The 25462-nt window shown below is 64.1% G+C and carries 24 protein-coding genes; 12 read left to right on the top strand and 12 right to left on the bottom strand.

Going from position 1 to position 25462, the window contains the following annotated elements; all coding sequences use genetic code 11:
• The first annotated feature begins 20 nt into the window (after positions 1–20).
• Together rfaE1 and AB7D48_RS02360 are read left to right on the top strand one after the other, a co-directional pair.
• Entirely contained in the window at positions 21–1481 is a 1461-nt protein-coding gene (rfaE1, locus tag AB7D48_RS02365) for a D-glycero-beta-D-manno-heptose-7-phosphate kinase (protein WP_427975711.1), read from the top strand.
• Positions 1481–2158 (top strand): GNAT family N-acetyltransferase, encoded by a 678-nt coding sequence (locus AB7D48_RS02360; RefSeq protein WP_427975710.1) that lies wholly within the window; start codon positions 1481–1483, stop codon positions 2156–2158. Before rfaE1 ends, AB7D48_RS02360 begins: the two co-directional genes overlap by 1 nt.
• A 40-nt stretch (positions 2159–2198) precedes the next feature.
• Here the strand turns inward: AB7D48_RS02360 and AB7D48_RS02355 are convergent, their stop codons facing one another.
• The 4 genes from AB7D48_RS02355 to petA are packed head-to-tail and all read right to left on the bottom strand — an operon-like array spanning position 2199 to position 5126.
• Entirely contained in the window at positions 2199–2762 is a 564-nt protein-coding gene (locus AB7D48_RS02355; protein WP_427975709.1) for a uracil-DNA glycosylase family protein, read from the bottom strand.
• A complete protein-coding gene (locus AB7D48_RS02350) occupies positions 2759–3463 on the bottom strand; it encodes a cytochrome c1 (protein WP_427975708.1) in 705 nt (234 codons plus the stop codon). Before AB7D48_RS02350 ends, AB7D48_RS02355 begins: the two co-directional genes overlap by 4 nt.
• Entirely contained in the window at positions 3460–4557 is a 1098-nt protein-coding gene (locus AB7D48_RS02345) for a cytochrome b N-terminal domain-containing protein (RefSeq protein ID WP_427975707.1), read from the bottom strand. Before AB7D48_RS02345 ends, AB7D48_RS02350 begins: the two co-directional genes overlap by 4 nt.
• Positions 4558–4568: 11 nt before the next feature.
• Entirely contained in the window at positions 4569–5126 is a 558-nt protein-coding gene (gene petA / locus AB7D48_RS02340; RefSeq protein ID WP_427975706.1) for a ubiquinol-cytochrome c reductase iron-sulfur subunit, read from the bottom strand.
• Positions 5127–5230: 104 nt separating this feature from the next.
• Between petA and hemF the strand changes: the two genes are divergently transcribed.
• Positions 5231–6085, top strand: a complete 855-nt coding sequence (hemF, locus tag AB7D48_RS02335; RefSeq protein ID WP_427975705.1) for an oxygen-dependent coproporphyrinogen oxidase — start codon at positions 5231–5233, stop codon at positions 6083–6085.
• Between the two features lie 60 nt (positions 6086–6145).
• On the opposite strand, the gene AB7D48_RS02330 is transcribed toward hemF, so the two are convergent.
• The gene (locus AB7D48_RS02330) at positions 6146–6583 is read right to left on the bottom strand and encodes a hypothetical protein (protein WP_427975704.1); all 438 of its coding nucleotides are present in this window, start codon (positions 6581–6583) and stop codon (positions 6146–6148) included.
• Positions 6584–6795: 212 nt separating this feature from the next.
• Here AB7D48_RS02330 and AB7D48_RS02325 point away from each other — a divergent pair, with 212 nt between their 5' ends.
• The 7 genes from AB7D48_RS02325 (at position 6796) to AB7D48_RS02295 (ending at position 13999) form a co-directional block, all read left to right on the top strand.
• Entirely contained in the window at positions 6796–7119 is a 324-nt protein-coding gene (locus tag AB7D48_RS02325; RefSeq protein ID WP_427975703.1) for an FtsB family cell division protein, read from the top strand.
• A gap of 288 nt (positions 7120–7407) precedes the next feature.
• A complete protein-coding gene (pdhA, locus tag AB7D48_RS02320) occupies positions 7408–8367 on the top strand; it encodes a pyruvate dehydrogenase (acetyl-transferring) E1 component subunit alpha (protein ID WP_427975899.1) in 960 nt (319 codons plus the stop codon).
• Between the two features lie 6 nt (positions 8368–8373).
• Positions 8374–9705 carry a pyruvate dehydrogenase complex E1 component subunit beta gene (locus AB7D48_RS02315; protein WP_427975702.1) on the top strand — a complete coding sequence of 444 codons (1332 nt, stop codon included), beginning with the start codon at positions 8374–8376 and terminating at the stop codon, positions 9703–9705.
• Positions 9706–9723: 18 nt separating this feature from the next.
• Positions 9724–10986 carry a pyruvate dehydrogenase complex dihydrolipoamide acetyltransferase gene (locus tag AB7D48_RS02310; protein ID WP_427975701.1) on the top strand — a complete coding sequence of 421 codons (1263 nt, stop codon included), beginning with the start codon at positions 9724–9726 and terminating at the stop codon, positions 10984–10986.
• Between the two features lie 105 nt (positions 10987–11091).
• On the top strand, positions 11092–12486 hold the full coding sequence (gene lpdA / locus AB7D48_RS02305; RefSeq protein WP_427975700.1) for a dihydrolipoyl dehydrogenase: 1395 nt from the start codon (positions 11092–11094) through the stop codon (positions 12484–12486).
• 48 nt (positions 12487–12534) lie between these two features.
• Positions 12535–13485 (top strand): lipoyl synthase, encoded by a 951-nt coding sequence (gene lipA / locus AB7D48_RS02300; RefSeq protein WP_427975699.1) that lies wholly within the window; start codon positions 12535–12537, stop codon positions 13483–13485.
• Positions 13486–13498: 13 nt separating this feature from the next.
• Positions 13499–13999 (top strand): type II toxin-antitoxin system RatA family toxin, encoded by a 501-nt coding sequence (locus AB7D48_RS02295; RefSeq protein WP_427975698.1) that lies wholly within the window; start codon positions 13499–13501, stop codon positions 13997–13999.
• On the opposite strand, the gene AB7D48_RS02290 is transcribed toward AB7D48_RS02295, so the two are convergent.
• Together AB7D48_RS02290 and uvrA are read right to left on the bottom strand one after the other, a co-directional pair.
• Complete coding sequence (locus AB7D48_RS02290; RefSeq protein ID WP_427975697.1) at positions 14000–15751, bottom strand: hypothetical protein; 1752 nt, start codon at positions 15749–15751, stop codon at positions 14000–14002. It abuts the gene before it with no gap.
• Between the two features lie 46 nt (positions 15752–15797).
• Positions 15798–18671, bottom strand: a complete 2874-nt coding sequence (uvrA, locus tag AB7D48_RS02285; RefSeq protein ID WP_427975696.1) for an excinuclease ABC subunit UvrA — start codon at positions 18669–18671, stop codon at positions 15798–15800.
• Positions 18672–18828: 157 nt separating this feature from the next.
• Between uvrA and ssb the strand changes: the two genes are divergently transcribed.
• On the top strand, positions 18829–19323 hold the full coding sequence (ssb, locus tag AB7D48_RS02280; protein ID WP_427975695.1) for a single-stranded DNA-binding protein: 495 nt from the start codon (positions 18829–18831) through the stop codon (positions 19321–19323).
• A gap of 171 nt (positions 19324–19494) precedes the next feature.
• Here ssb and AB7D48_RS02275 read toward each other — a convergent pair whose 3' ends face one another.
• Complete coding sequence (locus AB7D48_RS02275; protein WP_427975694.1) at positions 19495–20436, bottom strand: 3-hydroxyacyl-CoA dehydrogenase NAD-binding domain-containing protein; 942 nt, start codon at positions 20434–20436, stop codon at positions 19495–19497.
• 90 nt (positions 20437–20526) lie between these two features.
• Positions 20527–21408, bottom strand: coding sequence for an aldo/keto reductase (locus tag AB7D48_RS02270; RefSeq protein WP_427975693.1), 882 nt, complete (start codon positions 21406–21408; stop codon positions 20527–20529).
• 128 nt (positions 21409–21536) lie between these two features.
• Here AB7D48_RS02270 and AB7D48_RS02265 point away from each other — a divergent pair, with 128 nt between their 5' ends.
• Positions 21537–22022 carry a hypothetical protein gene (locus AB7D48_RS02265; RefSeq protein ID WP_427975692.1) on the top strand — a complete coding sequence of 162 codons (486 nt, stop codon included), beginning with the start codon at positions 21537–21539 and terminating at the stop codon, positions 22020–22022.
• Between the two features lie 4 nt (positions 22023–22026).
• On the opposite strand, the gene AB7D48_RS02260 is transcribed toward AB7D48_RS02265, so the two are convergent.
• The 3 genes from AB7D48_RS02260 to AB7D48_RS02250 are packed head-to-tail and all read right to left on the bottom strand — an operon-like array spanning position 22027 to position 25454.
• Positions 22027–22530, bottom strand: coding sequence for a flavin reductase family protein (locus AB7D48_RS02260; protein WP_427975691.1), 504 nt, complete (start codon positions 22528–22530; stop codon positions 22027–22029).
• A complete protein-coding gene (locus tag AB7D48_RS02255; RefSeq protein WP_427975690.1) occupies positions 22527–24011 on the bottom strand; it encodes an aldehyde dehydrogenase in 1485 nt (494 codons plus the stop codon). The genes AB7D48_RS02260 and AB7D48_RS02255 overlap by 4 nt, the downstream gene beginning before the upstream one ends.
• A gap of 57 nt (positions 24012–24068) precedes the next feature.
• Positions 24069–25454 (bottom strand): purine-cytosine permease family protein, encoded by a 1386-nt coding sequence (locus AB7D48_RS02250; protein WP_427975689.1) that lies wholly within the window; start codon positions 25452–25454, stop codon positions 24069–24071.
• Positions 25455–25462: the final 8 nt, after the last annotated feature.

Raw genomic sequence — 25462 nt, 5'->3', positions numbered from 1 at the left:
GGGCGGGTTAGCGGTTTCCCATGGCCAATGACACCACCGCCGATCTCGGCGCCTATGTGAAGAAATTCTCCCGTGCCAGCGTGCTCGTGGTCGGGGACGCGATGCTGGACCGTTATGTCTATGGCGAGGTTTCGCGCATCAGCCCGGAGGCGCCGGTGCCCATCCTGACCGTTACCCGGGAGGTGGCGATGCCGGGCGGCGCGGGCAATGTGGTGCGCAACCTCACCGCGCTCGACGCCTCGGCCGCCTTTGTCTCCGTGGTGGGGGACGATCAGGCGGGCTCGGAACTCACCGGGCTGGTCGGCGGGCAGGAGCGCGTGGAGCCCTGGTTGCTGGTGCAAAGCGGGCGCACCACCACGCTGAAGACCCGTTATATCGCCCAGGGGCAGCATCTGATCCGCGCCGACCGCGAAGTGACGATGGAATTGTCGGAAAAATTCTCCGAGCGGCTGATCCGCATCGCGCTGGACGCCATGGCGGCCACCACGGTCACCGTTCTGTCCGATTACCGCAAGGGCGTGCTGAGCGAGAGCATTTGCGCCGCCCTCATCAAGGGCGCCCAGCAGCTCGGCCGCACCATCATCGTCGACCCCAAGGGACGCGATTACAGCCGCTATCAGGGCGCCGATCTGGTCACCCCCAATCGCGGGGAGCTGGCCGAGGCCACCGGCATGGCCGTGGACACCGAAGCTGGGATCGTGGCCGCCGCGCGGGCGCTGCTGGCGCGCCACCAGTTCGGGGCGGTGCTGGTCACGCGCTCCGAGGATGGCATGAGCCTGATCACCCCCGAAGAGACCCGGCATTATCCCGGCGAGGCGCCGGAGGTGTACGATGTCTCCGGCGCGGGCGACACGGTCGTGGCGACGCTGGCCGCGGCACTGGCCGCTGAGGTGCCGCTGGCGGAAGCCGCGCGGCTGGCCAATATCGCGGCGGGCATCGTGGTCGGCAAGGTCGGCACCGCCATCGCCCGGCCTTCCGATATTCTATCCGCCATCGCGCCGGCCACCGGCGCGCTGCAAAAGGTCGTCACCCCCGCCGCCGCCGCCGAAACGGCCGAGCGCTGGCGCCTGCGCGGCTACAAGGTGGGCTTCACCAATGGCTGTTTCGACCTGCTGCACCCCGGCCATGTGCATCTGCTGGAACAATGCCGGGCGATGTGCGACCGGCTGATCGTCGGTATCAACGCCGATGCCTCGGTCAAGCGGCTGAAGGGCCCCACCCGCCCGGCCCAGGGCGAGGCCGCGCGCGCCGCCGTGCTGGCCTCGCTGGCCTCGGTCGATCTGGTCTGCCTGTTCGAGGAGGATACCCCGATCGAGCTGATCAAGCGCATCAAGCCGGATGTGCTGATCAAGGGCGCCGATTACACGCGCGAGACCGTGGTGGGCGGGGATCTGGTGGAGAGCTGGGGCGGCGCGGTGGCGCTGGCGGAGCTGCTGCCCGGCCATTCCACCACCGCCACGCTGGCGCGGCTGCGCAACTGATGAGCCTGCCCGTCGGTCCCGAGGTTGAGAGCTGGCCCCGCCCCTTGCCGTCCCGCCAAAAATTCCAAGGCCGCCGCATGACGTTGGAACCGCTCACGCGCCGTCATGCCGGGGAGCTGTTCGAGGCCGCGCAATTCGCCGATGACAGCTTCACCTATATGTCCTTCGCCCCATGGAAGAGCGTGGCGGAGGCCGAGGCGCTGATCGCGGGGGTTTACGCGGACCCGGCCGCGGCCTTCTGGGCGGTGCGGCCCGTGACCACCGGGCGGGTGAGCGGGTTTCTCTCGCTGATGAATATCGAGCCCAAAAACGCCGCCATCGAGCTGGGCAATATCTGGTTCGGCCCGGAACTGCGCCGCACCCGCGCGGCGACGGAGGCGATGTTCCTGGCGCTGCGCCACGCGGCGGACGATCTCGGCTATCGCCGGCTGGTCTGGAAATGCAACGCGCTCAACGAGCCGTCCCGAACAGCCGCCTTGCGCCTGGGATTTGCCCATGAAGGCACGTTGCGCGCGCATATGGTGGTGAAGGGGCGCGCGCGCGACACGGCAATATATTCGATCCTCGGATCGGAATGGCCATCCCGCCGCGATGCGATCCTGGCCTGGCTGGATGAGGCGAATTTCGACGCGGAGGGAAACGCGCTGAGATCCCTGGCGTCGTTCAGGACATCTTGAACCCACGGCCCGCCACCGGACGCGCCCATGCCGGTGGCGCTCATCCGGTCAGCCGCGCCACCTCCGCCTTCAGCCTTGGCAAGATCTCCTCTCCGAACCAGGGATTTTTCCGCTCCCAGCCGCTTGTCCTCCAGGATGGATGCGGCAAGGCCAGGAACCGTCCGCCCGGCACCTGCGCGCGGACGGTTTCCGTCATGCCGCCCTTGCCCAAATAGCGCCGCTGCGCATAACCGCCGACGAGCAGGATCAGCTCGATCCGCGGCATCAGCGCCAGCAAGCTCTCATGCCATAAGGGCGCGCATTCGGGCCGGGGCGGGGCATCGCCACCATTGGGCAGACGGCCAGGGTAGCAAAACCCCATCGGCATGAAATTCAGCTTCGATTCGTCGTAGAAAATCTCACGGCCGATGCCCATCCAGGCGCGCAGCCTGTCGCCGGAGGCATCGTCGAACGGCAGGCCGCTGGCATGCACCTTCGTTCCCGGGGCCTGGGAAATCACCAGCAGCCGCGCGGTGTTGGAAACACGGAAAACCGGCCGCGCCCCTAATGGCAGAATGTCATGGCAAACACGGCAGGCCCGCGCCCGCGCCGCGGTTTCGCTCAACCCTCGCGCCGCCAGATCCGCCGTTTGGCGGCCAGCGCCACGATCGTGAGGAAGGCGAAGAAGATCACCGCCCGCAAGCCGACCTCGTGCCGTTCCGAAAGATTGGGGTCGGACGCCCATGTCAGAAACTCCGCCACATCCGCTGCCTCCCGCGCCGCCGTGGCCTTGGTGCCGTCGGCGTAGGTTACCGCGTTATCGCGCAGCACGGCGGGCATGGAAACCTGCCCGCCCGGAAAAGCGGCGTTATAGAAATGGCCGGGCAACAGACTCACGCCCTCCGGCGGGGGACGAAAGCCGGTGAGAAAGTCATAAATATAACGCGTGCCGCCTGGGCGTTGCGCCACGATGCTGGAAAGATCGGGCGGCAAGGCCCCGCCCATATTGATCGCGCCTGGCGCCTTGAAGGAAGAATCCGGCGTGGCGGCGGTGCCGTCGGCCAGTTTCACGCTGGCGGCGAGGCCCGCCACCTGCTCGGGGGTCAGCCCCAACCCCTCTAGGTCGCGGTAATGCAGGGCGCTCATGCCATGGCAGCTCGCGCAGACGCCCTGATACACCGCGAAGCCACGCTGGGCGGCTGCCTTGTCGATGGTGCCCAACGGCCCCTCGGACTGGAAACGAGTCGGGGGGGCCTCCCGTGCCCGCGCGCCGCCACCCGCCAACATCCCCACCGCCAGCAAGGGTGCAAGAACATGGCGCATCATGCGGCCTCCAGCATCGTGACCAGCGGGGTCAGCACCAGGAAATGAAAGAAGAACCAGATGGCCAGCGGGCCAGCCAGCAGCGCCCCCGCCGGGCAGGAAACGGCAAGGCCCAGCGCCAGCACATCCAGCCCCAGCAGCCAGGTCAGCGCCCTGTAGAGCCGGCCTGGCGGCGCGCCCCTGGAACGGTCCAGCCATGGCAGCGCGTAAAGCACCGCCGCCGCCGCGATCACCCCCCAGATATGCCCGGCGGCACCGGGAAACAGACCCGCCAGCCCGGCGATGGGGGTGAGATACCAGGGATGGGAAATGACGGCGGGCACCACCATGGGCGCTGCGGGAATGGCATTTTGGCCGCCCTGCCCCCAATGCGGCGCGAAGCCGAGCAGAAGCGCGAAGACCAGCGCCAGCATGGCAAGGGCGGCGAAATATTGCGCGGCATAAACCGGCCAGAACGCCAGCGCCCGCCCTTGCGGCGCCGGACGCGCCTGCCGCGCGGCCATGCGGGCCAGCCAGATCAGCGCCACCGCGCACAAGGCCAGCACCCCGTGAAACACCAGCAGCCGCGCCAGCCCCGCCCCGCCCAAAAACCACATCGCCACCGCGCCGGGGAAACCGGGCAGCAGCATCGCCGCGCTGACGGCATGAGACAGGGACCAGGATCCGCCCGCCCCGCCATGCAAGACGAACCCCAGCCAACCGGCAAGCAGCAGCACCGCCAGCAATGTCACCCAGAGCAGCCAGGCCCATTCGCCCGGGGCGCGGTAAGCGCGCGTCAGCAACGCGCGAAAAAGATGCAGATACAGCGCCATGAAGGCGAGGCTGGCGCCAGTGGCGTGATACCCCAGCATGATCCAACCGCCGCGCATCTCCCGCGCGACGCGCTGGAGAGAGCCATAAGCATCGCGCGGGTCATAGGCCGTCGCCAGCACCAGGCCGGACCCCAGCAGCACCAGCAGCAGCACGCCGAGCAAGGCGGGCAACGTGGCCGCCCAGGGCGCGCCGGGGGCGCGCTCCCGCCGCGTCATCCCGGCTTTTATGTCGCGCAAGCAAGGCATGCGGGTTACCAGCCAGCCTTGTTTTGCTTGCGTCTGCATCGCGCCCTCCCCTAACCCAGACGGATCTGCGCGCGATCGATAAAACCAAAGCGCGGGACCGGAAGATTGCGCCGCGCCGGGCCGGAGCGCACGCGCCCCAGCGGGTCATACTGGCTGCCATCGCACGGGCAAATCCAACCATCGTAATCGCCGCGCGGTTCGGTGGGGGTGTTGCCCTCAAGCCGGCAGGGCGTGCCGGTGTTCAACCCCATCACCACCACGAAATGCCCATTGCCGGGCGCGATGCGGGCCGAAGCCTCGGCGGGGTCCGGCAGGTCGGACATCGCCACCACCATGTTGTCGGCGATCTGCTTGTCCGTCAGCCGCCGGATGATCACCGGCAAGCCCCCCCACAGGACCGTCTTGGCGCTGTTTTCGGAAATGTCGGAGACGGTGACGATGGGTCTGGAAATGGCCTCCTCGGCGAGGCTGGGGTTCAACGCGTCGATCAGGGGCCAGAGGCTGGAAGCCGCCCCCACCGCGCCCGCCGACATGGCGAGGATGCTCAAGAAGTCGCGCCGGGATTCGCCGCCTTGCGCGTGTGCCGCGCCTGCTGTTGGTTCAGCCATGTTTCGCTCCCTGGAAGAGAGGCTCTTCCTGAAACGCAGCGTGACGGCTGAACAAGAAAATTTCAAGAGTGGATTGAGGCTGCCGCTTGCCCTAAGCAGGCGCCATGACAAATCCGCCCCCTCATGAGGCCTTGAAGCCAGAGGCCTCCGCCTGGTTCGCCACGCTGCGCGACCGCATTTGCGCCAGCCTTGAAGAGCTGGAGCAAATGGCCGGGCCGAACCCTGGCCGGTTCGTCCGCACCGCATGGGACAGGCCGGGCGGCGGCGGCGGCGAGATGAGCGTGCTGCGCGGCCAGTTGTTCGAGAAAGCCGGGGTGAATATCTCTGTCGTGAAAGGGACGTTCACCGCCGAGTTCGCCGCCAAAATTCCCGGCACGGAGGCGGGCGCGGCATTCTGGGCGGCGGGCATTTCGCTGGTCATTCATCCACGCAGCCCGAAAGTGCCGGCGGTGCATATGAATACCCGCATGATCGTGACCGCCAAGGGCTGGTTCGGCGGCGGCGGGGACCTGACACCGATGCAACCCGGCACGCCGCAGGCCACCCAGGATGCCGCCTTGTTCCATGCCGCCTACAAGGCCGCCTGTGATAAGCACGACCCTGGTTATTACGAAAAATTCAAAAAATGGTGCGACGAGTATTTCTTTCTGCCGCATCGCGGTGAGCCGCGCGGCGCGGGCGGGATCTTCTACGATTACCTGGATAGCGGCGACATCGCCGCGGATTTCGCCTTCACCCGCGATGTGGGGGAGGCGTTTCTGGCCGCCTATCCGGAGATCGTCCGTGCCCGGATGCATGAAGGCTTCACGCCGGAAGAGCGCGAGGCCCAGCTTGTCCGGCGCGGGCGGTATGTGGAGTTCAACCTGCTCTATGACCGGGGCACGACCTTCGGGTTGAAAACCGGGGGCAATACGGAGGCGATTTTAATGTCCATGCCCCCCGAGGTGAAATGGCCGTGACATGCCGCGCGACGCGGATTGAACCGTAAAAGGCCGGCAGATGGCGCCGGCCTTTCGCGTTTACGGGGTGATGCCCACCCCGCCAGGCGTGATGACGATGGAGGGGACCGGCGCCACCACCACGGGCGGCGGCGCGTAATAGACCGGCGGAGGAGGGGGAGCGTAATAGGCCGGTGGCGGCGCGGCATAGACCGGCACACCCGGCCCCCAGACCGGCACGGGACCGACATAACCATAAGCCGGGCCCCAGCCCGCATACCAATGCCAACGATGCCCGCCATCCCACCAGCCATGGCCCTGCCAATCATGGTAAGGATGCCCATCCCAATGACCGGGGCCGTGACCAGGACCATGGCCGGGCGGGCCATAGCCATGGCCAGGCCCGCCCCAGCCCGGAGGGCCGCCATCGTGATGATCCCAATCCGCCAAGGCAGGAGCCGCGCTCACGGCCGCCAGCCCCGTGGCCAACGCCGCACCCAACAGCATTTTTTTCAACATGACGGGTTACCCCCTTTCAAATCCTGCCCTCGATATGGAGAATTTGGCGTGGCGAGACCATGCCGCAAGCACGGCGGAATCATGGCACCGCATGAAATTGAATTAACTTTATTAAAATCATGAATATGAAGCAAAAAAACCTTGCGAAATGTGACCGTATAACTCAAGATTCGGCGTATTGACCTTGCCCCTGTCCGCCTGAAGGATGTTCCGTGCTCCGCGCGCTCAAAAATCGTCTCCGTGGGTTGGTGGCGCCATCGATTTTCCTGGCGCTGACCTATTACTTCGGCTGGAACGCCGTGCATGGCAAAAGCGGGCTGGAGGCCCAGGCCGCGCAACGCACCCAGCTGCAATCCGCCCAGACCAACGCCGAGGCGACGCATGGCCGTCTGGTGATGTGGCAGACCAAGGTGAAGGATCTTGCCGGCCAGTCCATCCAGCCGGATATGCTGGACGAACAGGCGCGCGAGGTGCTGAACCTGTCCGACCCGAACGATCTGGTGGTCGATTTGCCCGCCGCCAAAAAGGCTGAATGATCGTTTCCTTTTATAAGTGAGTCCTGGCGCCAACACGCCTTCGCCCACTTGGTTTTGTAATTTTATTTCAAGCCGCCATCCCGCCCTCACGGCGCGAAGCCGAAATTAACCACAATTCAGTTAATTTGATTTTTTGCAATTGCGAAAAGGGTTTTTTGAGACCCGCCTCTTGCGCTGTCCGGCAACATTGGCCTAGCTCCTCACAGTCTGAGCATAAACCGGGAGCCAAGAGACATGGCCACAAGCCCTGACAAAACCAGGAAAACCACGAAAAAGCCCGTCGAGGTGATGGGCAAGGACGAATTGCTGAACGCCTATGAGCGGATGCTGCTGATCCGCCGCTTCGAGGAGAAGGCCGGGCAGCTTTATGGCATGGGCCTCATCGCTGGGTTCTGCCATCTTTATATCGGGCAGGAAGCCGTCGTGGTCGGCATGCAGCATTGCCTGAAGGATGGCGACGAGGTCATCACCTCCTACCGCGACCATGGCCACATGCTGGCCTGCGGCATGGACCCCAAAGGTGTCATGGCGGAACTGACCGGGCGCATCGGCGGCTATTCCAAGGGCAAGGGCGGCTCCATGCACATGTTCTCGAAGGAGAAGGGCTTCTTCGGCGGGCACGGTATCGTGGGCGCGCAGGTGAGCTTGGGCACGGGCCTTGGCTTTTCCAACTGGTACCGCGAAAACGACCATGTCTGCCTGACCTATTATGGCGAGGGCGCCTCCAACCAGGGGCAGGTCTATGAAAGCTATAATCTGGCGGCACTGCTGAAGCTGCCCGTCGTTTATGTGATCGAGAATAACCGCTACGCGATGGGCACCTCGGTCGAACGCGCCTCCGCCTCACACGATCTGTCCCATAACGGCCAGCCCTGGGGCATGCCAAGCATGGCGGTGGATGGCATGGATGTACTGGCCGTGAAGGCGGCCGGCGAGCAGGCCGTGGCGCATTGCCGCGCCGGCAAGGGGCCGTTCCTGCTGGAAATGAAGACCTACCGCTATCGCGGGCATTCAATGTCCGATCCGGCGAAGTACCGCACCCGCGAGGAAGTGCAGAAGATGCGCGCCGAGCATGACTGCCTGGATGCCGCCAAGAAGAAGCTGGAGGAGCTGGGTCTCTCCGAGGCCGAGCTGAAGAAGCTGGACGAAGCCGTGAAGGCCAGGGTGCAGGAGGCGGCTGAATTCGCCCAAAGCTCGCCGGAGCCCGACCCCGCTGAACTTTATACCGACGTGCTGGTGGAGGGCTGAGACGCCATGACCGATATTCTGATGCCCGCCCTCTCCCCCACCATGACCGAGGGCAAGCTCGCCAAATGGCTGAAAAAGGTGGGCGACGAGGTGAAGTCCGGCGATGTGCTGGCCGAGATCGAGACCGATAAGGCGACCATGGAAGTGGAAGCCGTGGACGAGGGAACCCTGACCGCCATATTGGTGCCGGAAGGCACCGAGGGCGTGGCGGTGAATGCGGTGATCGCGCAGCTGAACGGCGGCGCGGAGCCCGCCAAGCCCGCCCCCGCGCCGAAAGCCGAGGCCCCTGCCCCGGCCGCTCCCGCGCCCAGGCACCACGCCCCCGCCACGCCGCAGGAGCCGGTGGAAAAGGAATGGGGCCCGACCAAGACCATGACCGTGCGCGAGGCCCTGCGCGAAGCCATGGCGCTGGAAATGCGCGCCGACAAGGATGTGTTCCTGATGGGCGAGGAAGTCGCCCAGTATCAAGGCGCCTATAAGATCTCCCAGGGTCTGCTGGATGAGTTCGGCCCCCGCCGCGTGATCGACACCCCCATTACCGAGCATGGCTTCACCGGCATGGCCGTGGGAGCGGCGATGAACGGGCTGAAGCCGATCCTGGAGTTCATGACCTTCAATTTCGCCATGCAGGCGATCGATCAGATCATCAACTCCGCCGCCAAGACGCTTTATATGTCCGGCGGACAGATGGGCGCGCCCATCGTCTTTCGCGGCCCGAACGGCGCGGCGGCGCGCGTCGCGGCCCAGCACAGCCAGTGCTATGCCTCCTGGTACGCGCATTGCCCGGGCCTGAAGGTCATCGCCCCCTGGTCCGCGGCCGATGCCAAGGGCCTGCTGCGCGCGGCCATCCGCGACCCGAACCCGGTGATCTTCCTCGAAAACGAGATCCTGTACGGCCATAGCTTCGAGGTGCCGGAAGACGAGGATTTCATCCTGCCGATCGGCAAGGCCAAGATTGAACGCCAGGGCACGGATGTGACCATCACCGCTTTCTCCATCATGGTGGACACGGCGCTGAAGGCGGCGGACAAGCTGGCCGAGCAGGGCATCTCCGCCGAAGTCATCAATTTGCGCACCATCCGCCCGCTGGATGTCGAGACCATCGCCGCCTCGGTGAGGAAGACCTCGCGCATCGTCTCGCTGGAAGAGGGCTGGCCGTTCGCGGGTATCGGCTCCGAGATCGTCGCCACCGTGGTCGAGAATTGTTTCGACTGGCTGGACGCCCCGCCGGCACGCGTGGCGGGCGTGGATGTGCCGATGCCTTATGCCGCGAATCTTGAAAAACTGGCGTTGCCCCAACCCGACTGGGTGGTGGACGCCGTGAAGAAACTGTTCTGATCCGGGAGGCGCTCCAACATGGCCATTAATATCCTGATGCCCGCCCTTTCGCCGACCATGACCGAGGGCAAGCTCGCCAAATGGGTGAAGAAGGAAGGCGAGGAAATCAAATCCGGCGATGTGATCGCCGAGATCGAGACCGACAAGGCGACCATGGAAGTGGAAGCCGTGGATGAGGGGTTCCTCGCCAAGATCCTGGTGCCGGAGGGCACTGAGGGGGTTGCGGTGAACAGCGTGATCGGCGTGATCACCGCCGAGAAGGGCGAGACGGTGGAGGGCCCCGCCCCCATGCCCGCGCCCGCCGCGAAGGCGGACGCGCCGAAGGAGGAACCCAAGGCCGCCTCACCGGCTCCGGCCACGACGGCTCCCACCGCGCCGGGCGAGCGGATCTTCGCCTCGCCGCTGGCCAAGCGCATCGCCAAGCAGAGCGGTATCGACCTGTCCACCATCAAGGGCTCCGGCCCGAACGGGCGGATCGTGAAGGCCGACGTGGAGGGCAAGCCCGCCACCGCGCCGAAGGCCGAGGCCGCTCCGGCACCCGCCGCCGCTCCAGCCGCGAAGGCACCGGCACCGGTCATCACCGCGCCGCACAAGAAGATTCCGAACTCCACCATGCGCAAGGTCATCGCCAAGCGCCTGGCGGAGTCCAAGCAGAATGTCCCGCATTTCTACCTCACGGTGGATATCGAGCTGGACAAGCTGCTGACCCTGCGCGGCGAGCTGAACGGCAAGTCCCCCAAGGACGGTCCGGGTGCGTTCAAGCTCTCGGTGAACGACCTCGTCATCAAGGCCTGCGGCGTTGCCCTGGCCCGGCACCCGGCGGTGAATGCCTCCTGGACCGACGAGGCGATCATTCAGTACGACGAGGTCGACATCTCAGTGGCGGTTGCCATTCCGGATGGTCTGATCACTCCGATCGTCAAGGGCGCGGACAAGCTGGGCCTGGCCGGGATTTCCAACGCGATGAAGGATCTGGCCAGCCGTGCAAAGGCCGGCAAGCTGAAGCCTGAGGAATTCCAGGGCGGCGGCTTCTCCATCTCCAATCTCGGCATGTACGGGATCAAGGATTTCTGCGCCATCATCAACCCGCCGCAGGCAGCCATTCTGGCCGTGGGGGCCGGTGAGAAGCGCGCGGTGGTGAAGGGCGATGAGATCAAGATCGCCACGGTGATGAGCGTCACCCTCTCCACCGACCACCGCGTGGTCGATGGCGCGCTGGGCGCTGAATTCCTGCAAACCCTGAAGGCCCTGATCGAAGAGCCGCTGAGCCTGATGCTCTGATCCCTTCGGGCCTGAGGCTTTGGCTCCGCCACGCCCCAGGCCCAAAGTCGCAAAAGTTTTTTGCGCCGCTTTTTTTAAAAAACGGCATAAAAAAGGAACTCCAAAATGGCTGATAAATTCGACGTGATCGTGGTGGGCGGCGGGCCGGGCGGCTATGTCGCCGCCATCCGCGCCGCGCAGCTCAAGCTGAAAGTGGCGCTGGTCGAGGCCAAACATCTGGGCGGCATCTGCCTGAACTGGGGCTGCATCCCCACCAAGGCGCTGCTGCGCTCGGCCGAGGTAAAGCATCTGATCGACCATGCCGATGCGTTCGGCCTCTCGGTTGGCGATGTGAAGGTGGATCTGGCGAAGGTGGTGGCGCGCTCACGCGCTGTTTCCAAGCAGCTTTCCTCGGGCATCGGCCACCTGATGAAGAAGAACAAGGTTACCGTGTATGACGGCTTTGGCAAGCTGGCCGGCAAGGGCAAGCTTTCCGTCACCAAGGACGGCAAACCCGTGGCGGAGCTGGAATCCCCGCATATCATCCTGGCAACCGGGGCGCGGCCGCGCCAGATTCCGGGGCTGGAAGTGGATGGCAAGCAGATCATCTCCTATTTCGAGGCGATGGTGCCGCAAACCTTGCCGAAATCCATGCTGATCATGGGCTCGGGCGCCATCGGCATCGAGTTCGCCAGCTTCTACAACACGCTGGGCGTGGATGTGACGGTGGTGGAGATGGTCGACCGGATCATGCCGGTCGAGGACGCCGAAATCTCCGCCCTGGCGCGCAAGGCCTTCGAGAAGCAAGGCATCAAGATTCTCACCTCCGCCGTGGTGAAGAAGGCCGAGAAGGGAGCGAATGCCGTGAAGGTGACGGTCGAGGCCGGCGGCAAGACGCAGGTTTTCGAGGTCGAGACGGTGATTTCGGCGGTCGGGATTGTCGGCAATGTCGAGAATATCGGGCTGGAAGGCACCAAGGTGGTGGTGGAGCGCACCCACGTTGTTGTGGATGGCCATGGCCAGACCGGCGAGACGGGCGTGTATGCCATCGGCGACCTCGCGGGGCCGCCCTGGCTGGCGCACAAGGCCAGCCATGAGGCGATTGTCTGCGTTGAAAACATCGCGGGCCTCAAACCGCACCCGTTCGAGACCTGGAACATCCCCGGCTGCACCTATGCCCACCCGCAGGTGGCCAGCGTGGGCCTGACCGAGGCCAAGGCCAAGGAACAGGGTCACGAGGTGAAGATCGGCCGTTTCCCCTTCATCGGCAACGGCAAGGCCATTGCCCTGGGCGAGCCTGAAGGTTTGGTGAAGACCGTGTTCGACGCCAAGACCGGCGCGCTGCTGGGCGCGCACATGATCGGCGCGGAGGTGACAGAGATGATCCAGGGCTATGTGATCGCCCGTCAGCTGGAAACCACGGAAGCCGAATTGATGGAAACGGTGTTCCCTCACCCCACCATCTCGGAAGCCATGCATGAATCCGTGCTTGACGCCTTCGGGCGGGTCATCCACTTCTAATCTACCCGGCGCCCCCGCAAGGGGGCGCTTTTTTAGGTAAAAACGGAAATGGCCACACGTATCGAGATCGACCATCGGGTCCGCCACCCGGAAAAGCAACACCGCCCGGACAACCCGATTGCCCGCAAGCCGTCATGGATCCGCGTGAAAGCGCCGACCCACCCCGTATATCACGAGACCAAGGCGTTGATGCGGGACAAAAAACTCACCACCGTGTGCGAGGAGGCGGCTTGCCCGAATATCGGGGAATGCTGGTCCCAGCGCCATGCGACCATGATGATCATGGGCGAGATCTGCACGCGCGCCTGTTCCTTCTGCAATGTCTCCACCGGCCTGCCAGCACCTTTGGACATTGATGAGCCAAAGCGCGTGGCGGAAGCCGTGGCGCAGATGGGGCTGAAGCATGTGGTCATTACCTCCGTCGACCGCGACGACGTGCCCGATGGCGGAGCGGCGCATTTCGCCGCGGTGATCGCGGCGGTGCGCGTGGCGGCACCGGAGACGACCATCGAGATCCTCACGCCGGACTTTTTGCGCAAGCCGGGCTCCGTGGAGACCGTCGCCCGCGCCAAGCCGGACGTATTCAACCATAATTTCGAAACGGTGCCGCGCCTCTACCCCACCATCCGCCCCGGTGCGCGCTATTACCAATCCATCCGTCTGCTGGACCAGGTGAAGCAGATCGACCCGTCGATCTTCACCAAATCAGGGCTGATGGTGGGGCTTGGCGAAAGCAAGCCGGAAATCTCCCAGGTGATGGACGATCTGCGCATCGCGGATGTGGATTTCATCACCATCGGTCAATATCTGCAGCCGACCGTGAAGCACGCGGCGGTGGAAAAATTCTGGACACCGGAAGAGTTCGAGGAACTCGCCGCCATGGCCCGCGCCAAGGGGTTCCTGCAGGTGGCGGCCACGCCCCTTACCCGCTCCTCCTACCATGCGGATGCGGATTTCGAGGGGCTGCGCGCCGCCCGGGCGAAACAATTGGCGGCCTGACGGTCATTCACGGATGACCAAATACGCGCAACAGAAACTCGTCCCCTACAGCGCGCAGCAACTCTACGCGCTGGTGGCCGATGTCGGGAAATATCCAAAATTCCTGCCCTGGTGCGTGGGCGCGCGCGTGCGCAGCCATGTGAATAATCTGATGATCGCGGATCTGACGATCGGCTTCGGCCCGTTCCGGGAAAGCTTCACCAGCCGGGTGACGCTGCTGCCCGGGGACGGGCAAGGCCCATGCGCCATCCGGGTGGAATATGAAAAGGGCCCGTTCAAATACCTGCATAATCGCTGGGATTTCGCGCCCCGGGGCCAAGGCAGCCAGGTCGATTTTTTCGTGGATTTCGAGTTCCGCAACGTCATTCTGCAAAAAGCCATCGGCGCGGTCTTCACCGAGGCGGTGCATCTGATGGTGAATGCGTTTCTCAAGCGCGCGGCCGCGGTTTATGGCGACCCCACGGCGACGCGTGCATCCGGCGCCAGTTCTCTTTCAGCCGCGCAGACGGAATAATCACGGTCCGGGCAGGTAACCCAACCCCTCTCCCTCCGCCAGGAAATGGGCGAACAGGCTGGGATAATGCGCCAATGCCACGGCGTCCGCGGCATCCGGATAGGTGTCGGCATAAAAAAGCGGGTCGAAAGGCCGTACCAGGCGGTGTTCATCCACGCCGACCGTGAGATAATGCCCCAGCGCGGTGGCCCGCAGGGCCCGCACCTCGTTCGCGACATCCGGATTCGCGGCCAGATAGGCCGCACCGTTAAAATCTTTCACCCGCGCCCGGCCCTTGCCGAATCTCGCGGCGCGGGCCGACAGGCCACGCAGCTCCTCCACGCCGATGAAACGCGCCCGCCGGGCCAGCAGATCCTGCATCAGCCAAAACCGCGCCGGCTCTTCCTCCAGATTGAAGGATGTCACTGGCGGCAGCAGCACGTAACGGTAAGCCGGTTCGTCAAGCGGCAGATAGAACTGGCCGGGATGCTGAGCCGGGCTGAACATGCCGCCAACAGGCAGATAAATACGCTCCGCCTCGCCCAGCCAGGCCGCGAGCCAGGCAAAGGTGGAGATACTGAGCGCCACGTTGCGCGAACGGCGCAAAACCTCGAAATCGTGATTTTGATTGACGCTGGACACGAAACGGGCCCTTGGAAAAGCCGCCCGCAATGAAAGGCTGTAAGGGTCGTCGCCAAGCTGACCGAAGAAGACGAGGTCGAGCCCGCTATCTTGCTGCAATCTGGCATAATAGGCGGGGGGAAGCGGAAAATAGTCAGGGTGCCGGGCCTGTAGAATCTCCGCGCCGCGTATGCTGCAAACCAGCTCATGCGGCCCGAAACCTCGCACCGTCTCCGCCCCCGACGAAGCTGGGAACAAGGCCCGGCACGCGCCGCGAGGCGGGTAATGGTCAAGATGAAACGTATAGCCGTCAATGCAGATCGCATTCGCCTCGCCACGGATGAGACAATCCGCCAGCCCCTCGATATCCAGATGATAACGCGAGCCGGTCGCGGCGCTCTCCCAGGCGCGCGGACGCGGAGCGGGCTCATGCCGGCCCCACATTTCCAGAAACAGATTGCGAATGTCAGCGCCGGGCACCCGCGCGGCGATGCCGGCGGCGGTGAGATATTGCAGCGCCCGGTTACCGATATTGCCCATCGGGTTAATCCAGATCTGCTTGCCGCTGGCGGAATCCGGGGCACGACACGCCAGCAAGGGGCCAAACTCGGTAACGAGCCGCAGCGCCTCCCCATCCATGGCGGCGGGAAACGGCAGATTGGCCGCGAGGTCAACGGAGCGATCCCCGAATTTAAGCTGAAATTCCGCCAGGCCGGCGGGAACCGGGGATTGTCCTTCCAACGACCAGCGGCGCGCCAGGATCTCTCGCAGCAAAAGCAGATCCCGCGCCTGGACGGGCAAAAACTGCTCCCATTCACGAGCCTCCAAGGTATTCAGCCGTAATTCGCCATCCGGCTGAGCCGTGACGAAACCCCGCCCGGCGGCCAGCGTGAGGCAACCCGGCCGCATGCCCGCCACGGCCTTGAAGGCGGGCCCGCCGGGCAATGCGTCTCGCGGCTGACAATGCGCATGCGAGAGGACGAAATCCTCACCCTCCGGCTCCAGCCCCAGGAGCGAATGCCGATCCCGCAAGCTCTCCAGCCCGCGATGCAGCAGCCTGCCATCTTGTGTGTCCTGGCACAGAAACGTGCCGAACCAGGACATAAGCGCGATCCGGGGCGGCGGCGATAAGCGGGAGAGGCTGGACGTCATGCCCCCCAGCCGTAGCGCGGGCGCAACAGAACGTCCATGCTTGGCCCTATGAGGCCTTTTTTCTGGTTTTTGCTGGTTTTGCCTGCAACAGAGGGGCCAGGAACCTGCCGGTATAGCTGCCTTCGCTGGCCGCGATCTGCTCGGGTGTGCCGGTGGCGATGATCCGCCCGCCCCCTGCCCCGCCTTCCGGACCGATGTCGATGATATGATCGGCGGTTTTGATGACTTCGAGATTATGCTCGATCACGATGATGCTGTTGCCCGCATCCACCAGCGCGTGCAGCACCTCCAGCAGCTTGCGGATATCCTCGAAATGCAGGCCGGTGGTCGGCTCGTCCAGAATATAGAGCGTGCGGCCGGTGGCGCGGCGCGCCAGCTCCTTGGCCAGCTTGATGCGCTGCGCCTCACCGCCGGAGAGCGTGGTGGCCTGCTGACCGAGCTTGATATAGCCCAGCCCGACGCGGGCCAGGATACTGAGCCGGTCATGGATCTTCGGCACGGCGGAGAAGAAGGCCAGCGCCTCGTCCACCGACATATCCAGCACATCGGCGATGGATTTGCCGCGAAATTTCACCTCCAGCGTCTCACGGTTGTAGCGCTTGCCCTTGCAGGTATCGCAGGTGACAAACACGTCCGGCAGGAAATGCATCTCGATCTTCAGCACGCCGTCGCCCTGGCAGGCCTCACAACGCCCGCCCTTGACGTTGAAGGAGAAGCGGCCCGGCTTGTAGCCGCGCGCGCGGCTCTCGGGCATTTCGGCGAACCAGTCGCGAATGGGGGCGAACAGATCCGTGTAGGTGGCGGGGTTGGAGCGCGGGGTCCGGCCGATGGGAGACTGGTCGATATCGATGATCTTATCGAGCTGGTCCATGCCCTCGATTTTCTCGAAGGGAGACGGCACCGCGCCCGACCCCATCAACCGGCGCGAGAGGGCCTTGTAGAGCGTGTCGATCACCAGCGTGGATTTACCGCCACCGGAAACACCGGTGACGCAGGTGAACAAGCCAAGAGGAAAGTCCGCCGTGACATTCTTGAGATTATTGCCCTTGGCGCCGACGAGCTTGATGCAGCGGTTCTTCCGCGCCGGGCGGCGGGCGGGCACGGGGATGGCGCGCCGGCCCGACAGATACGCCCCGGTGACGGAGTTGGGGTTGGCCGCGACCTGCCGGGGGCTGCCCTGGGCGATGACATGCCCGCCATTCACCCCAGCGCCGGGCCCCATATCCACCAGATGATCGGCGGCGCGGATCGCATCCTCGTCATGCTCGACCACCAGCACGGTGTTGCCGAGGCGCTTGAGCCGCTCCAGCGTGCCCAGAAGGCGCTCATTGTCGCGCTGGTGCAGTCCGATGGAAGGCTCGTCCAGCACATAGAGCACACCGGTGAGGCCGGAGCCGATTTGGCTGGCCAGACGAATGCGCTGGCTCTCTCCGCCCGACAGCGTGGCCGAGCCGCGCGCCAAGGTAAGATAATTCAACCCCACATCGAGCAGGAATTGCAGCCGCTCCTCGATTTCCTTCAGGATCCGCCGGGCGATTTCCAAACGCTGCTTGGTCAGCGTGGCCGCGACCTCGCCAAACCAGTCCCGCGCCTCGTCGATGGATAATTCCGCCACCTCGGCCAGGTTTTTCTCCGCCACCTTCACCGCCAGGGCTTCCGGCTTCAGGCGCGCGCCGTGGCAGGCGGCGCAAGGACGCTCGGCATGATAGCGGGACAGTTCCTCGCGCACCCAGGCGGAGTCCGTTTCCTTATAGCGGCGTTCAAGATTTTTAATGACACCCTCGAAGGGCTTGACGACATTGTAGGCGCGCGCGCTGTCCTTGTAGGTGAATTTGATGTCTTCCTTGCCCGAGCCATGGAGAAAAACATCCCGGACTTCCTCGGGCACATCCTCCCAGGCGGTGGCGAGCTTCACGCCATAATGTTTGGCGATGGCGGCGATGGTCTGGTCGTAATAAGGCGATTGCGCGTTGGCCCAGGGGGCGATGGCGCTGTCGTCCAGCGCGCGCCGCTCATCCGGAACGACGAGATGCGGGTCGAAATAGATCTCATGCCCCAGCCCGTCGCAGACCGGGCAGGCCCCGTGCGGGGAGTTGAAGGAAAAGAGACGCGGCTCGATCTCTTCGATGGTGAAACCGGAAACCGGGCAGGCGAAACGCGAGGAGAAGACCGTGCGTTCCTGCGTGTCGTGATTTTCGGCATAGACGATACCATCCGCCAGCCCCAGGGCGGTCTCGAAGCTGTCGGCCAGGCGCTGTTCCAGACCCGGCTTCACCACCAGACGGTCCACCACCACCTCGATGTCGTGCTTGAGCTTCTTGTTCAGAGCCGGGGCCTGGTCGATCTCGTAAATCTTTCCGTCGATCTTCGCGCGGGTGAACCCCTTGCGCTGGAACTCCGCCAGCTCCTTCTTGTATTCGCCCTTGCGGCCGCGAATCACCGGCGCGAGCAGCAGGAGGCGCATGCCTTCTTGCATCGCCATCACCCGGTCCACCATCTGGCTGACCGTTTGCGCCTCGATCGGCAAACCGGTGGCGGGCGAATAGGGCACCCCCGCGCGCGCCCAGAGCAGGCGCATATAGTCATGGATTTCCGTGACCGTGCCGACCGTGGAGCGGGGATTCTTGGAGGTGGTTTTCTGCTCGATGGAGATGGCGGGGGACAATCCCTCGATACTGTCCACATCCGGCTTGCCCATCAATTCCAGGAACTGGCGGGCATAGGCGGATAGACTTTCCACATAGCGGCGCTGGCCCTCGGCATAGATGGTGTCGAACGCCAGGGAGGATTTACCGGAGCCGGAGAGACCGGTGATGACGGTCAATTTCTCACGGGGGATCTGAATATCGATATTCTTGAGGTTATGCTCACGCGCGCCACGCACGGTGATGAACCCCGCGCCCTTCTGCTCAGCCGCCATATCTGCCCCAAATGTTCGTGTAATGTTCTTGAAGAATAGGAGGTGTTGGCCTACAAAGCAATTCCATGCTCCAGGATGACCTGGGTTGAAGCGCGCGCTGGCCAGAAACAGCCCGATGCGCTATTCTGGAAAACATTTTCGAGTTGTGGAGGTCCGTGTGGCTGGCAGTGTGAACAAGGTGATTATCGTGGGCAATCTGGGGCGCGACCCGGAGGTCCGCAACACCCAATCCGGCATGAAAATCGTGAATCTGGCGGTGGCGACCTCTGAAAGCTGGAACGACAAGATGAGCGGGGAGCGCAAGGAGCTGACCGAGTGGCACCGCGTCGTCATCATGAACGACCGGCTGGGCGACGTGGCGGAGAAATATCTGCGCAAGGGCTCCAAGGTTTATCTGGAAGGCAAGTTGCAGACCCGCAAATGGACCGACCAATCGGGCCAGGACCGCTATACGACCGAGATCATGATCGGCCGCTTCAATGGCGAACTGGTCCTGCTGGACCGTCCCGGCGGCGGTGCCGGCATGGGCGCTGGCATGGGAGAGGATTATGCGCCGCGCGCCGCCACCCCCGCGGCAAAGACCCCGGCCCGGGCCGTGGGTGGCTGGGACACACGCCCCAGCACCGATCTGGACGATGAGATCCCGTTCTGACCCACGCCGCGCTGAGTTCAAGCCAGACTTGAAATAATCAAAATCCTTGCCCGAACGGGAGTACTTTCATGAAAGTGCTCCCGTTATTTCCGGTCTTTTTCAAAAAAGGGCCAAATCCAAAAATTTTCGAGCGTTTTTCAAGGGGCTCTCTGGAGCCGTCCCTCACTCTTTTCAGGCATCCTCACGCTCCCGCCGGGCCTTGAGCAATGCCAGGAGAAGCGCATCGCGCTCCGCCGCCAATGACTGGACAGTCCGGCCCGCCACTTCCGCGCGCAGCCCCTCGATCATGCGTTGCTGGACATCCGGCGTGAACGCCAACGGTGCCAGCGGCGTCCACCATGTTTCCAACGGCTTGGCGAACTGAGCGTAGAAATGCTCAATCCCTCCCTCCCCGCCGCCAAGATGGTTGAGCATCACCGGCCCCATGACCCCCCAGCGCAGCCCAGGCCCCCAGGAGCAGGCGGCATCCGCGTCGGCCACGCTCACCACCCCTTCATTCACCAGCGAGATGATCTCGCGCACCAGCACGCCTTGCAGCCTGTTGGCCACATGGCCGGGCACCTCCTTGTTCAGCCTGATCGTCCGCTTGCCCAGGCCGGTATAGAATTCATCCGCGCGGCACACGCTCTGCGGCGCGGTTTTTTGCCCGGCGACAAGCTCCACCAGCGGAATCAAATGCGGCGGGTTGAAGGGATGGCCAACCAGACAGCGCTCTGGATGACGGGCGCAGCCTTTCTGGATGTCCGTCATGGTGAGACCGGATGAGCTGGTGGCGATGATCACCTCCGGCGGCAGTATTTCATCGAGCTGACGGTAGAGATCCTGCTTGAAGGGCAGACGCTCCGGCCCGTTCTCCTGGGCGAAATCGGCCCCCGAGATACCGGAAAGCGCCGCCGTGAAACTCAGACGCTCAGGCGTGCCGCCTGGCGCCACGGCGCCCAGCGCCACCAATGCGGGCCAAGCCGTGGCGATATAATCGCGCAACCGCGCCTCGGCGCCCGGCGCGGGATCCGTGGCGATGACATCGAGCCCCCTGGCCAGAAACAGAGCGCTCCAGCTCGCGCCGATGACGCCTGTGCCGATGACCGCGACTTTTTGGATTTCCCCGCTCATTTTCACCCTCCGTGACAATCACGCCGGATGTTACGTCCCGCCGGAGCGCCCCCCAATCCGGTCACCCCATGGCAGCCATGTGCCGGAGATTCAGCCGCCCCCGGCGGCACCTGCCGTGCCTGCCTTCGCCAGGGCGTCGAATTCCGCCTCCGTCAGATGAATGGAGGCCGCCGCGGTATTTTCCTCCAGATGCCTGACCTTGCCGGTACCCGGAATCGGCAGCATCACCGCGCTGCGGCGCAATAGCCACGCCAGCGCGATCTGCCCCGCGCTCGCCTTGTGCGCGCTGGCGATTCCATCCAGCAACGTGCCCGGACCGGCCAGCTTGCCAGCCGCCAGGGGGTACCAGGGGATGAAGCCGATACCGCATTGCTCGCAATAATTCAGCACATCCTCGCTGGCGCGATCGGACAGGTTATAACGGTTCTGCACGGTGGCCACGGGAAAAATTTTCCGCGCCGCCTCGATCTGCGCCACCGAAACCTCGCTCAAACCCGCGTGACGGATCACGCCTTCATCCAACAAGGCCCGCACGGCGGCGAATTGCTCACCGGAGGGAATGGCCGGGTCGATCCTGTGCAATTGCCAGAGATCGATGGCTTCGACCCCCAGCGTCTCCCGGCTGCGGCGGGCCTGGCCGATCAGATAAGCCGGATCGCCCTTTGGCGCCCATTGGTTGGGGCCGGAACGGGTCAGCCCGCCCTTGGTGGCGATACGCAGCGTGCCGTAGGGATGCAACGCTTCACGAATGAGCTGCTCGGAGACATCCGGCCCGTAGGAATCCGCCGTGTCGATGAGATCAATTCCCAGCTCGGGCACACGGCGCAATGTGCGCAGCGCCTCCGCCTGATCCGACGGCTGGCCCCAGATGCCTGGGCCCGTGATGCGCATGGCCCCGAAGCCAAGCCGCGCCACCTCCTGATCGCCGCCGATTTTGAATGTTCCCGCCCGCGCCGCATCGATCTGGCTCATCTCTCTCTCCTGGCCGTGCCCGCTTCACACTGCCCGCTTCACACCGTCCCCTCCACATGGGCATGACCGGGCTGGAAACAATGTCTTGCACTTTGGCGCGGGGTGCCGCCGTGCTAGGGGATGGCGCCATGACACGCTGGCTCATCGCCCTCGCCTGGCTTTGCGCCGCCCCCGCCGCTTGGGCGGACGAGGCGCGACAATGCACGGCCCAGGGTGGCACCTACCTCACCGGAACCATCGCGCATGGGCCTTTTTATGTGCGGGCCAGGCAATATAAGCATGGCGTGGCGCTCTCCCACACCAAGATCCTACTCCGGGGGGAGGATGGGCAGACATATGACATCCGCGCCGACAATGTCTTCGCCGCCGGTTACGACGCGGCTCCTGGAGATGTGCCGGCACCGCTCTCGAACCTGCGCCCTGGCGACAGGCTTTCGCTTTGCGGCAAGCTCTACCGGGCCAACTCCGGACGAATGGGCATGGATTGGGTCCATACGAATTGCGGTGCACCCCCCCGCCATGGCGCGCCCGACGGCTGGTTGAAGGAAATCGGCCCGGATGCGAAGCCGGGCCGAAATCTGGAGGGGTCGGAAGAATATTGCGGCCTCTGGTGAGGCCTCAGGGGACGGGCAACACGCCGGGCACGCCATAATTGCGCGCGGCATAGATGAGCGTCTGGCCCTGCCGGCCGAAATGCAGTTGCCTCACCGCGCCGTAAAACACATGATGCGTGCCGATACGCTGATCCAGCAGCATATCGCATTCAAACGCCGCCAGGGGGTCCGCCAGGCGCGGCGCGCCATTCGCGCAAACCGCCCAGTCCGCGCAGGAGAATTTATCCTCCGCCTTCACCCGCCCGGCGAAATGATCGGAGATATGCGCCTGGTCCGCCCGCAGCACATTCACGCAGAACACGCCATTCTCCGCGATGGCCCGCGCCGCCGTGGAAAGATGATGCACGCAAACCAGCAGCGTGGGGTGCGGCCCGTCCGCCGAGACGGAAGACATGGCCGAGACCGTGACCCCCAGGCGCCCGGCCGGGCCATCGGTGGTGATGACATTCACCGTGCAGGCGACATGGCCCATCCCGGCGAGAAACGCCGCGCGTAGATCGTTGCTCATGAATATTTGATCCAGGTGGTTTTCAACGCGGAGAATTTCTCCAACGCGTGCAGTGAGAGATCCCGCCCGAAGCCAGACTGGCGGACCCCGCCGAATGGCGTTTGCGGGCTCAACGCATCCACCGTGTTGACGGAGACCGTGCCCACGCGCAGCGCCGCCGCCACGCGCAAGGCCCGGCTGACATCCTGTGTCCAGACCGAAGCGGCCAGACCGTAGACGCTGTCATTGGCGAGACGGACGGCCTCCTCCTCCGTCTCGAAAGGCACCACGGCGAGCACGGGGCCGAAGACCTCGTCGCGCAGCAGCGCGGCATCGGCCTTCATGCCGGTGAAGATCGTAGGCTGCATGAAGGCACCCGGCAGATCCGCCGCCTGACCGCCACAGACAAGGGACGCGCTGGCTTTCGCGGTCTCCACATGACCCAGTACCTGGGTGAGATGAGCCGTATCGACCAGCGCGCCCATGCGGCTTACGGGATTCAGCGGATCGCCGGGCTGGTAACCCGCCGCCTGTTCCACCAGCCTGGCCGTGAAAGCCTCCGCCACGCTCTTTTCCACCAGCAAACGGGAGTTGGCCGAACAGATCTGCCCGGCATTGAAGAAGATGGCCATGGCCGCCAGCTCCGCCGCCTTGTCCAGATCCGCGTCAGCGAAGATCAGGTTGGGGCTCTTGCCGCCCAGCTCCAGCCAGACCTGCTTGAGATTGCTCTGCCCCGAATACCCCATCAACGCGCGGCCGGTGCGGGTGGAACCCGTGAAGGCCAGGCAGTCCACATCATCATGCAGCGCCAGCGCCTTGCCCGCCTGATGCCCGAAGCCGGTGACGATGTTCAGCACACCGTCCGGCAATCCCGCCTCGCGCGCCAGTTCCGCCAGGATCAACGCGGTGAAGGGAGAACGCTCGGATGGTTTCAGCACCACGCTGTTGCCAGCCGCCAGGGCTGGCGCGCATTTCCACGCCGCCATGTCGAACGGGAAGTTCCAGGGCACGATGGCGCCGACAACCCCCAGCGGCTCGCGCGTGACGATGGCGAGATTGCCCGTGTCGGTGGGTGCGACCTCGCCATTCACCTTGTCGATCGCCTCGGCGTAAAACCGCCAAACGGCGGCGGCGCCGGGAATGTCGATGGCGGCGGCCTCCTCCACCGGCTTGCCCATATCCAGGCTCTCAGCCAGGGCCAGCCGGTCGGTGTTCGCCTCGATCAGCGCCGTGAGGCGCAACAGAATGTCCCGCCGCTCGGCCAGGCTCTTGCCGCGCCAGCGTCGATCCTCATAGGCCGCCCGGGCAGCCCGCACAGCGGCATCGATATCCGACTGACCAGCTTGCGCCACCTCCCCCAGCACCGCGTTGGTGGCGGGATTGCGCTTGGTGAAGCGCGCGCCATCCGACGCGGCGCGCGATTTACCGTCAATGAACAGATCGACCGGCAATCTGGCCGTCTCGGCCAAGCTTTGCCATTCCTGATAGGTCTTGCGTGACATTGTTTCCATGCTTCTTTTGAGGATGGGGCAAGGTGCCGCCTTGCCCCATCCGATGGGTTATTCCGCCGCGGCCAGCCTGTTGGCGCCGTGACGCTTGGCGATGACATAATAGATCGGGCTGATCACGCAGAGGCCCACGATCCAGGAAAGATCCACCCCGTCCAGCGCCTTGGCGATGGGACCGGTGTAAAGCTCGGTGGAGACGAAGGGCAACTGGATGAGAATGCCCAGAATGTAGCAGAAGATGGCGGCTTTGTTGAAACGCCCATACACGCCGCCCTCGGCGGTGAAGAAGGCATTCACGTCGTAATCGCCATGCCGGACGAGGTAGAAATCAACCAGGTTGATCGCCGTCCAGGGCACCAGCACATAAAGCAGCAGCAGGATGAAGTTGGTGTAGTTGGCGAGGAAGTTGCCCGCCGCGAACAAGGCGATGGCCAAGCCCACCAGCGTGATGATGATGGCGGTGACGGCGCGCGCCCTGGCACCTGCTTTCCAGGAGGGAATGAAGGTATGGATCAACGTGATGGTGGAGAGCACGCCGCAATATAAATTCATCGCGTTGGTGCCGGCGATGCCGACGGAGAAGATGATGACGATGGGGATGGCGGCCATGCCGGTGAAGGCGGTGAGACCGGCGACCGGATCGCCATTGGCGGCGACGAGGCCGAGCATGGCGCCCAGGACCATCGGGAAGATGGAACCCAGCGAACAGCCCCAATAGGACGCCCAGAAGGCATGCTTGGCGCCGGTGTCATGTGGCATGTAACGGCTATAGTCGGACACGTAGGGCGCATAGGCGATCTGCCACAGCGCGCCGACGGAGACCATGCTGAAAAAGCCCGCGGTGCTGAAGCTGTTCATCGACATGAAATTGCCCGGCAAACCATGCACCAGCACGATCCAGCCGAAGGCGACGACAAGCGCGGCACCCGATGCCCAGGTGAGGAAACGCGCATAGGCGTGAATGAGGTCGTGGCCGAAAATGGTGGCGATGACACTGACGGCCGCGATGAAGACAATCAACTCGTGCTCGCTAATGCTCCCCGCGATGGTGTGCAGGGACTGCCCGCCCAGCACGATGTTGGAAGCCAGAAAGCCGACATACATGATGATGACGATGGCCACCACCAGCACCGCGCCGATTGTGCCAAACTGGCCGCGTGTCTGCACCATTTGCGGCACGCCAAGCTGCGGCCCCTGCGCCGAATGCAACGCCATGAAGATGGCGCCCACCATGTTGCCGACGATGATGGACAGGCAGGCACTCATGAAATCGAGCTTGAACACCGCCGTTGCGAGAGAGCCGGTGATGATGGTCAGCATCATGATGTTGGAGCCGAACCAGATGGTGAACAGGTCACGCCATGTGCCGTGACGCTGATCCAAGGGTATTTGGTAAATCGTATGCTGCTCGACTTTGCCTGGGGATTCCGTGGCCATTGCCGTAT

Origin of the sequence: Acidocella sp. (assembly GCF_050253495.1) — a bacterium.
Lineage (GTDB): Bacteria > Pseudomonadota > Alphaproteobacteria > Acetobacterales > Acetobacteraceae > Acidocella.
The sequence above is the reverse complement of the archived record's forward strand: the minus strand, read 5'-3'. Positions and strand labels throughout refer to the sequence as shown.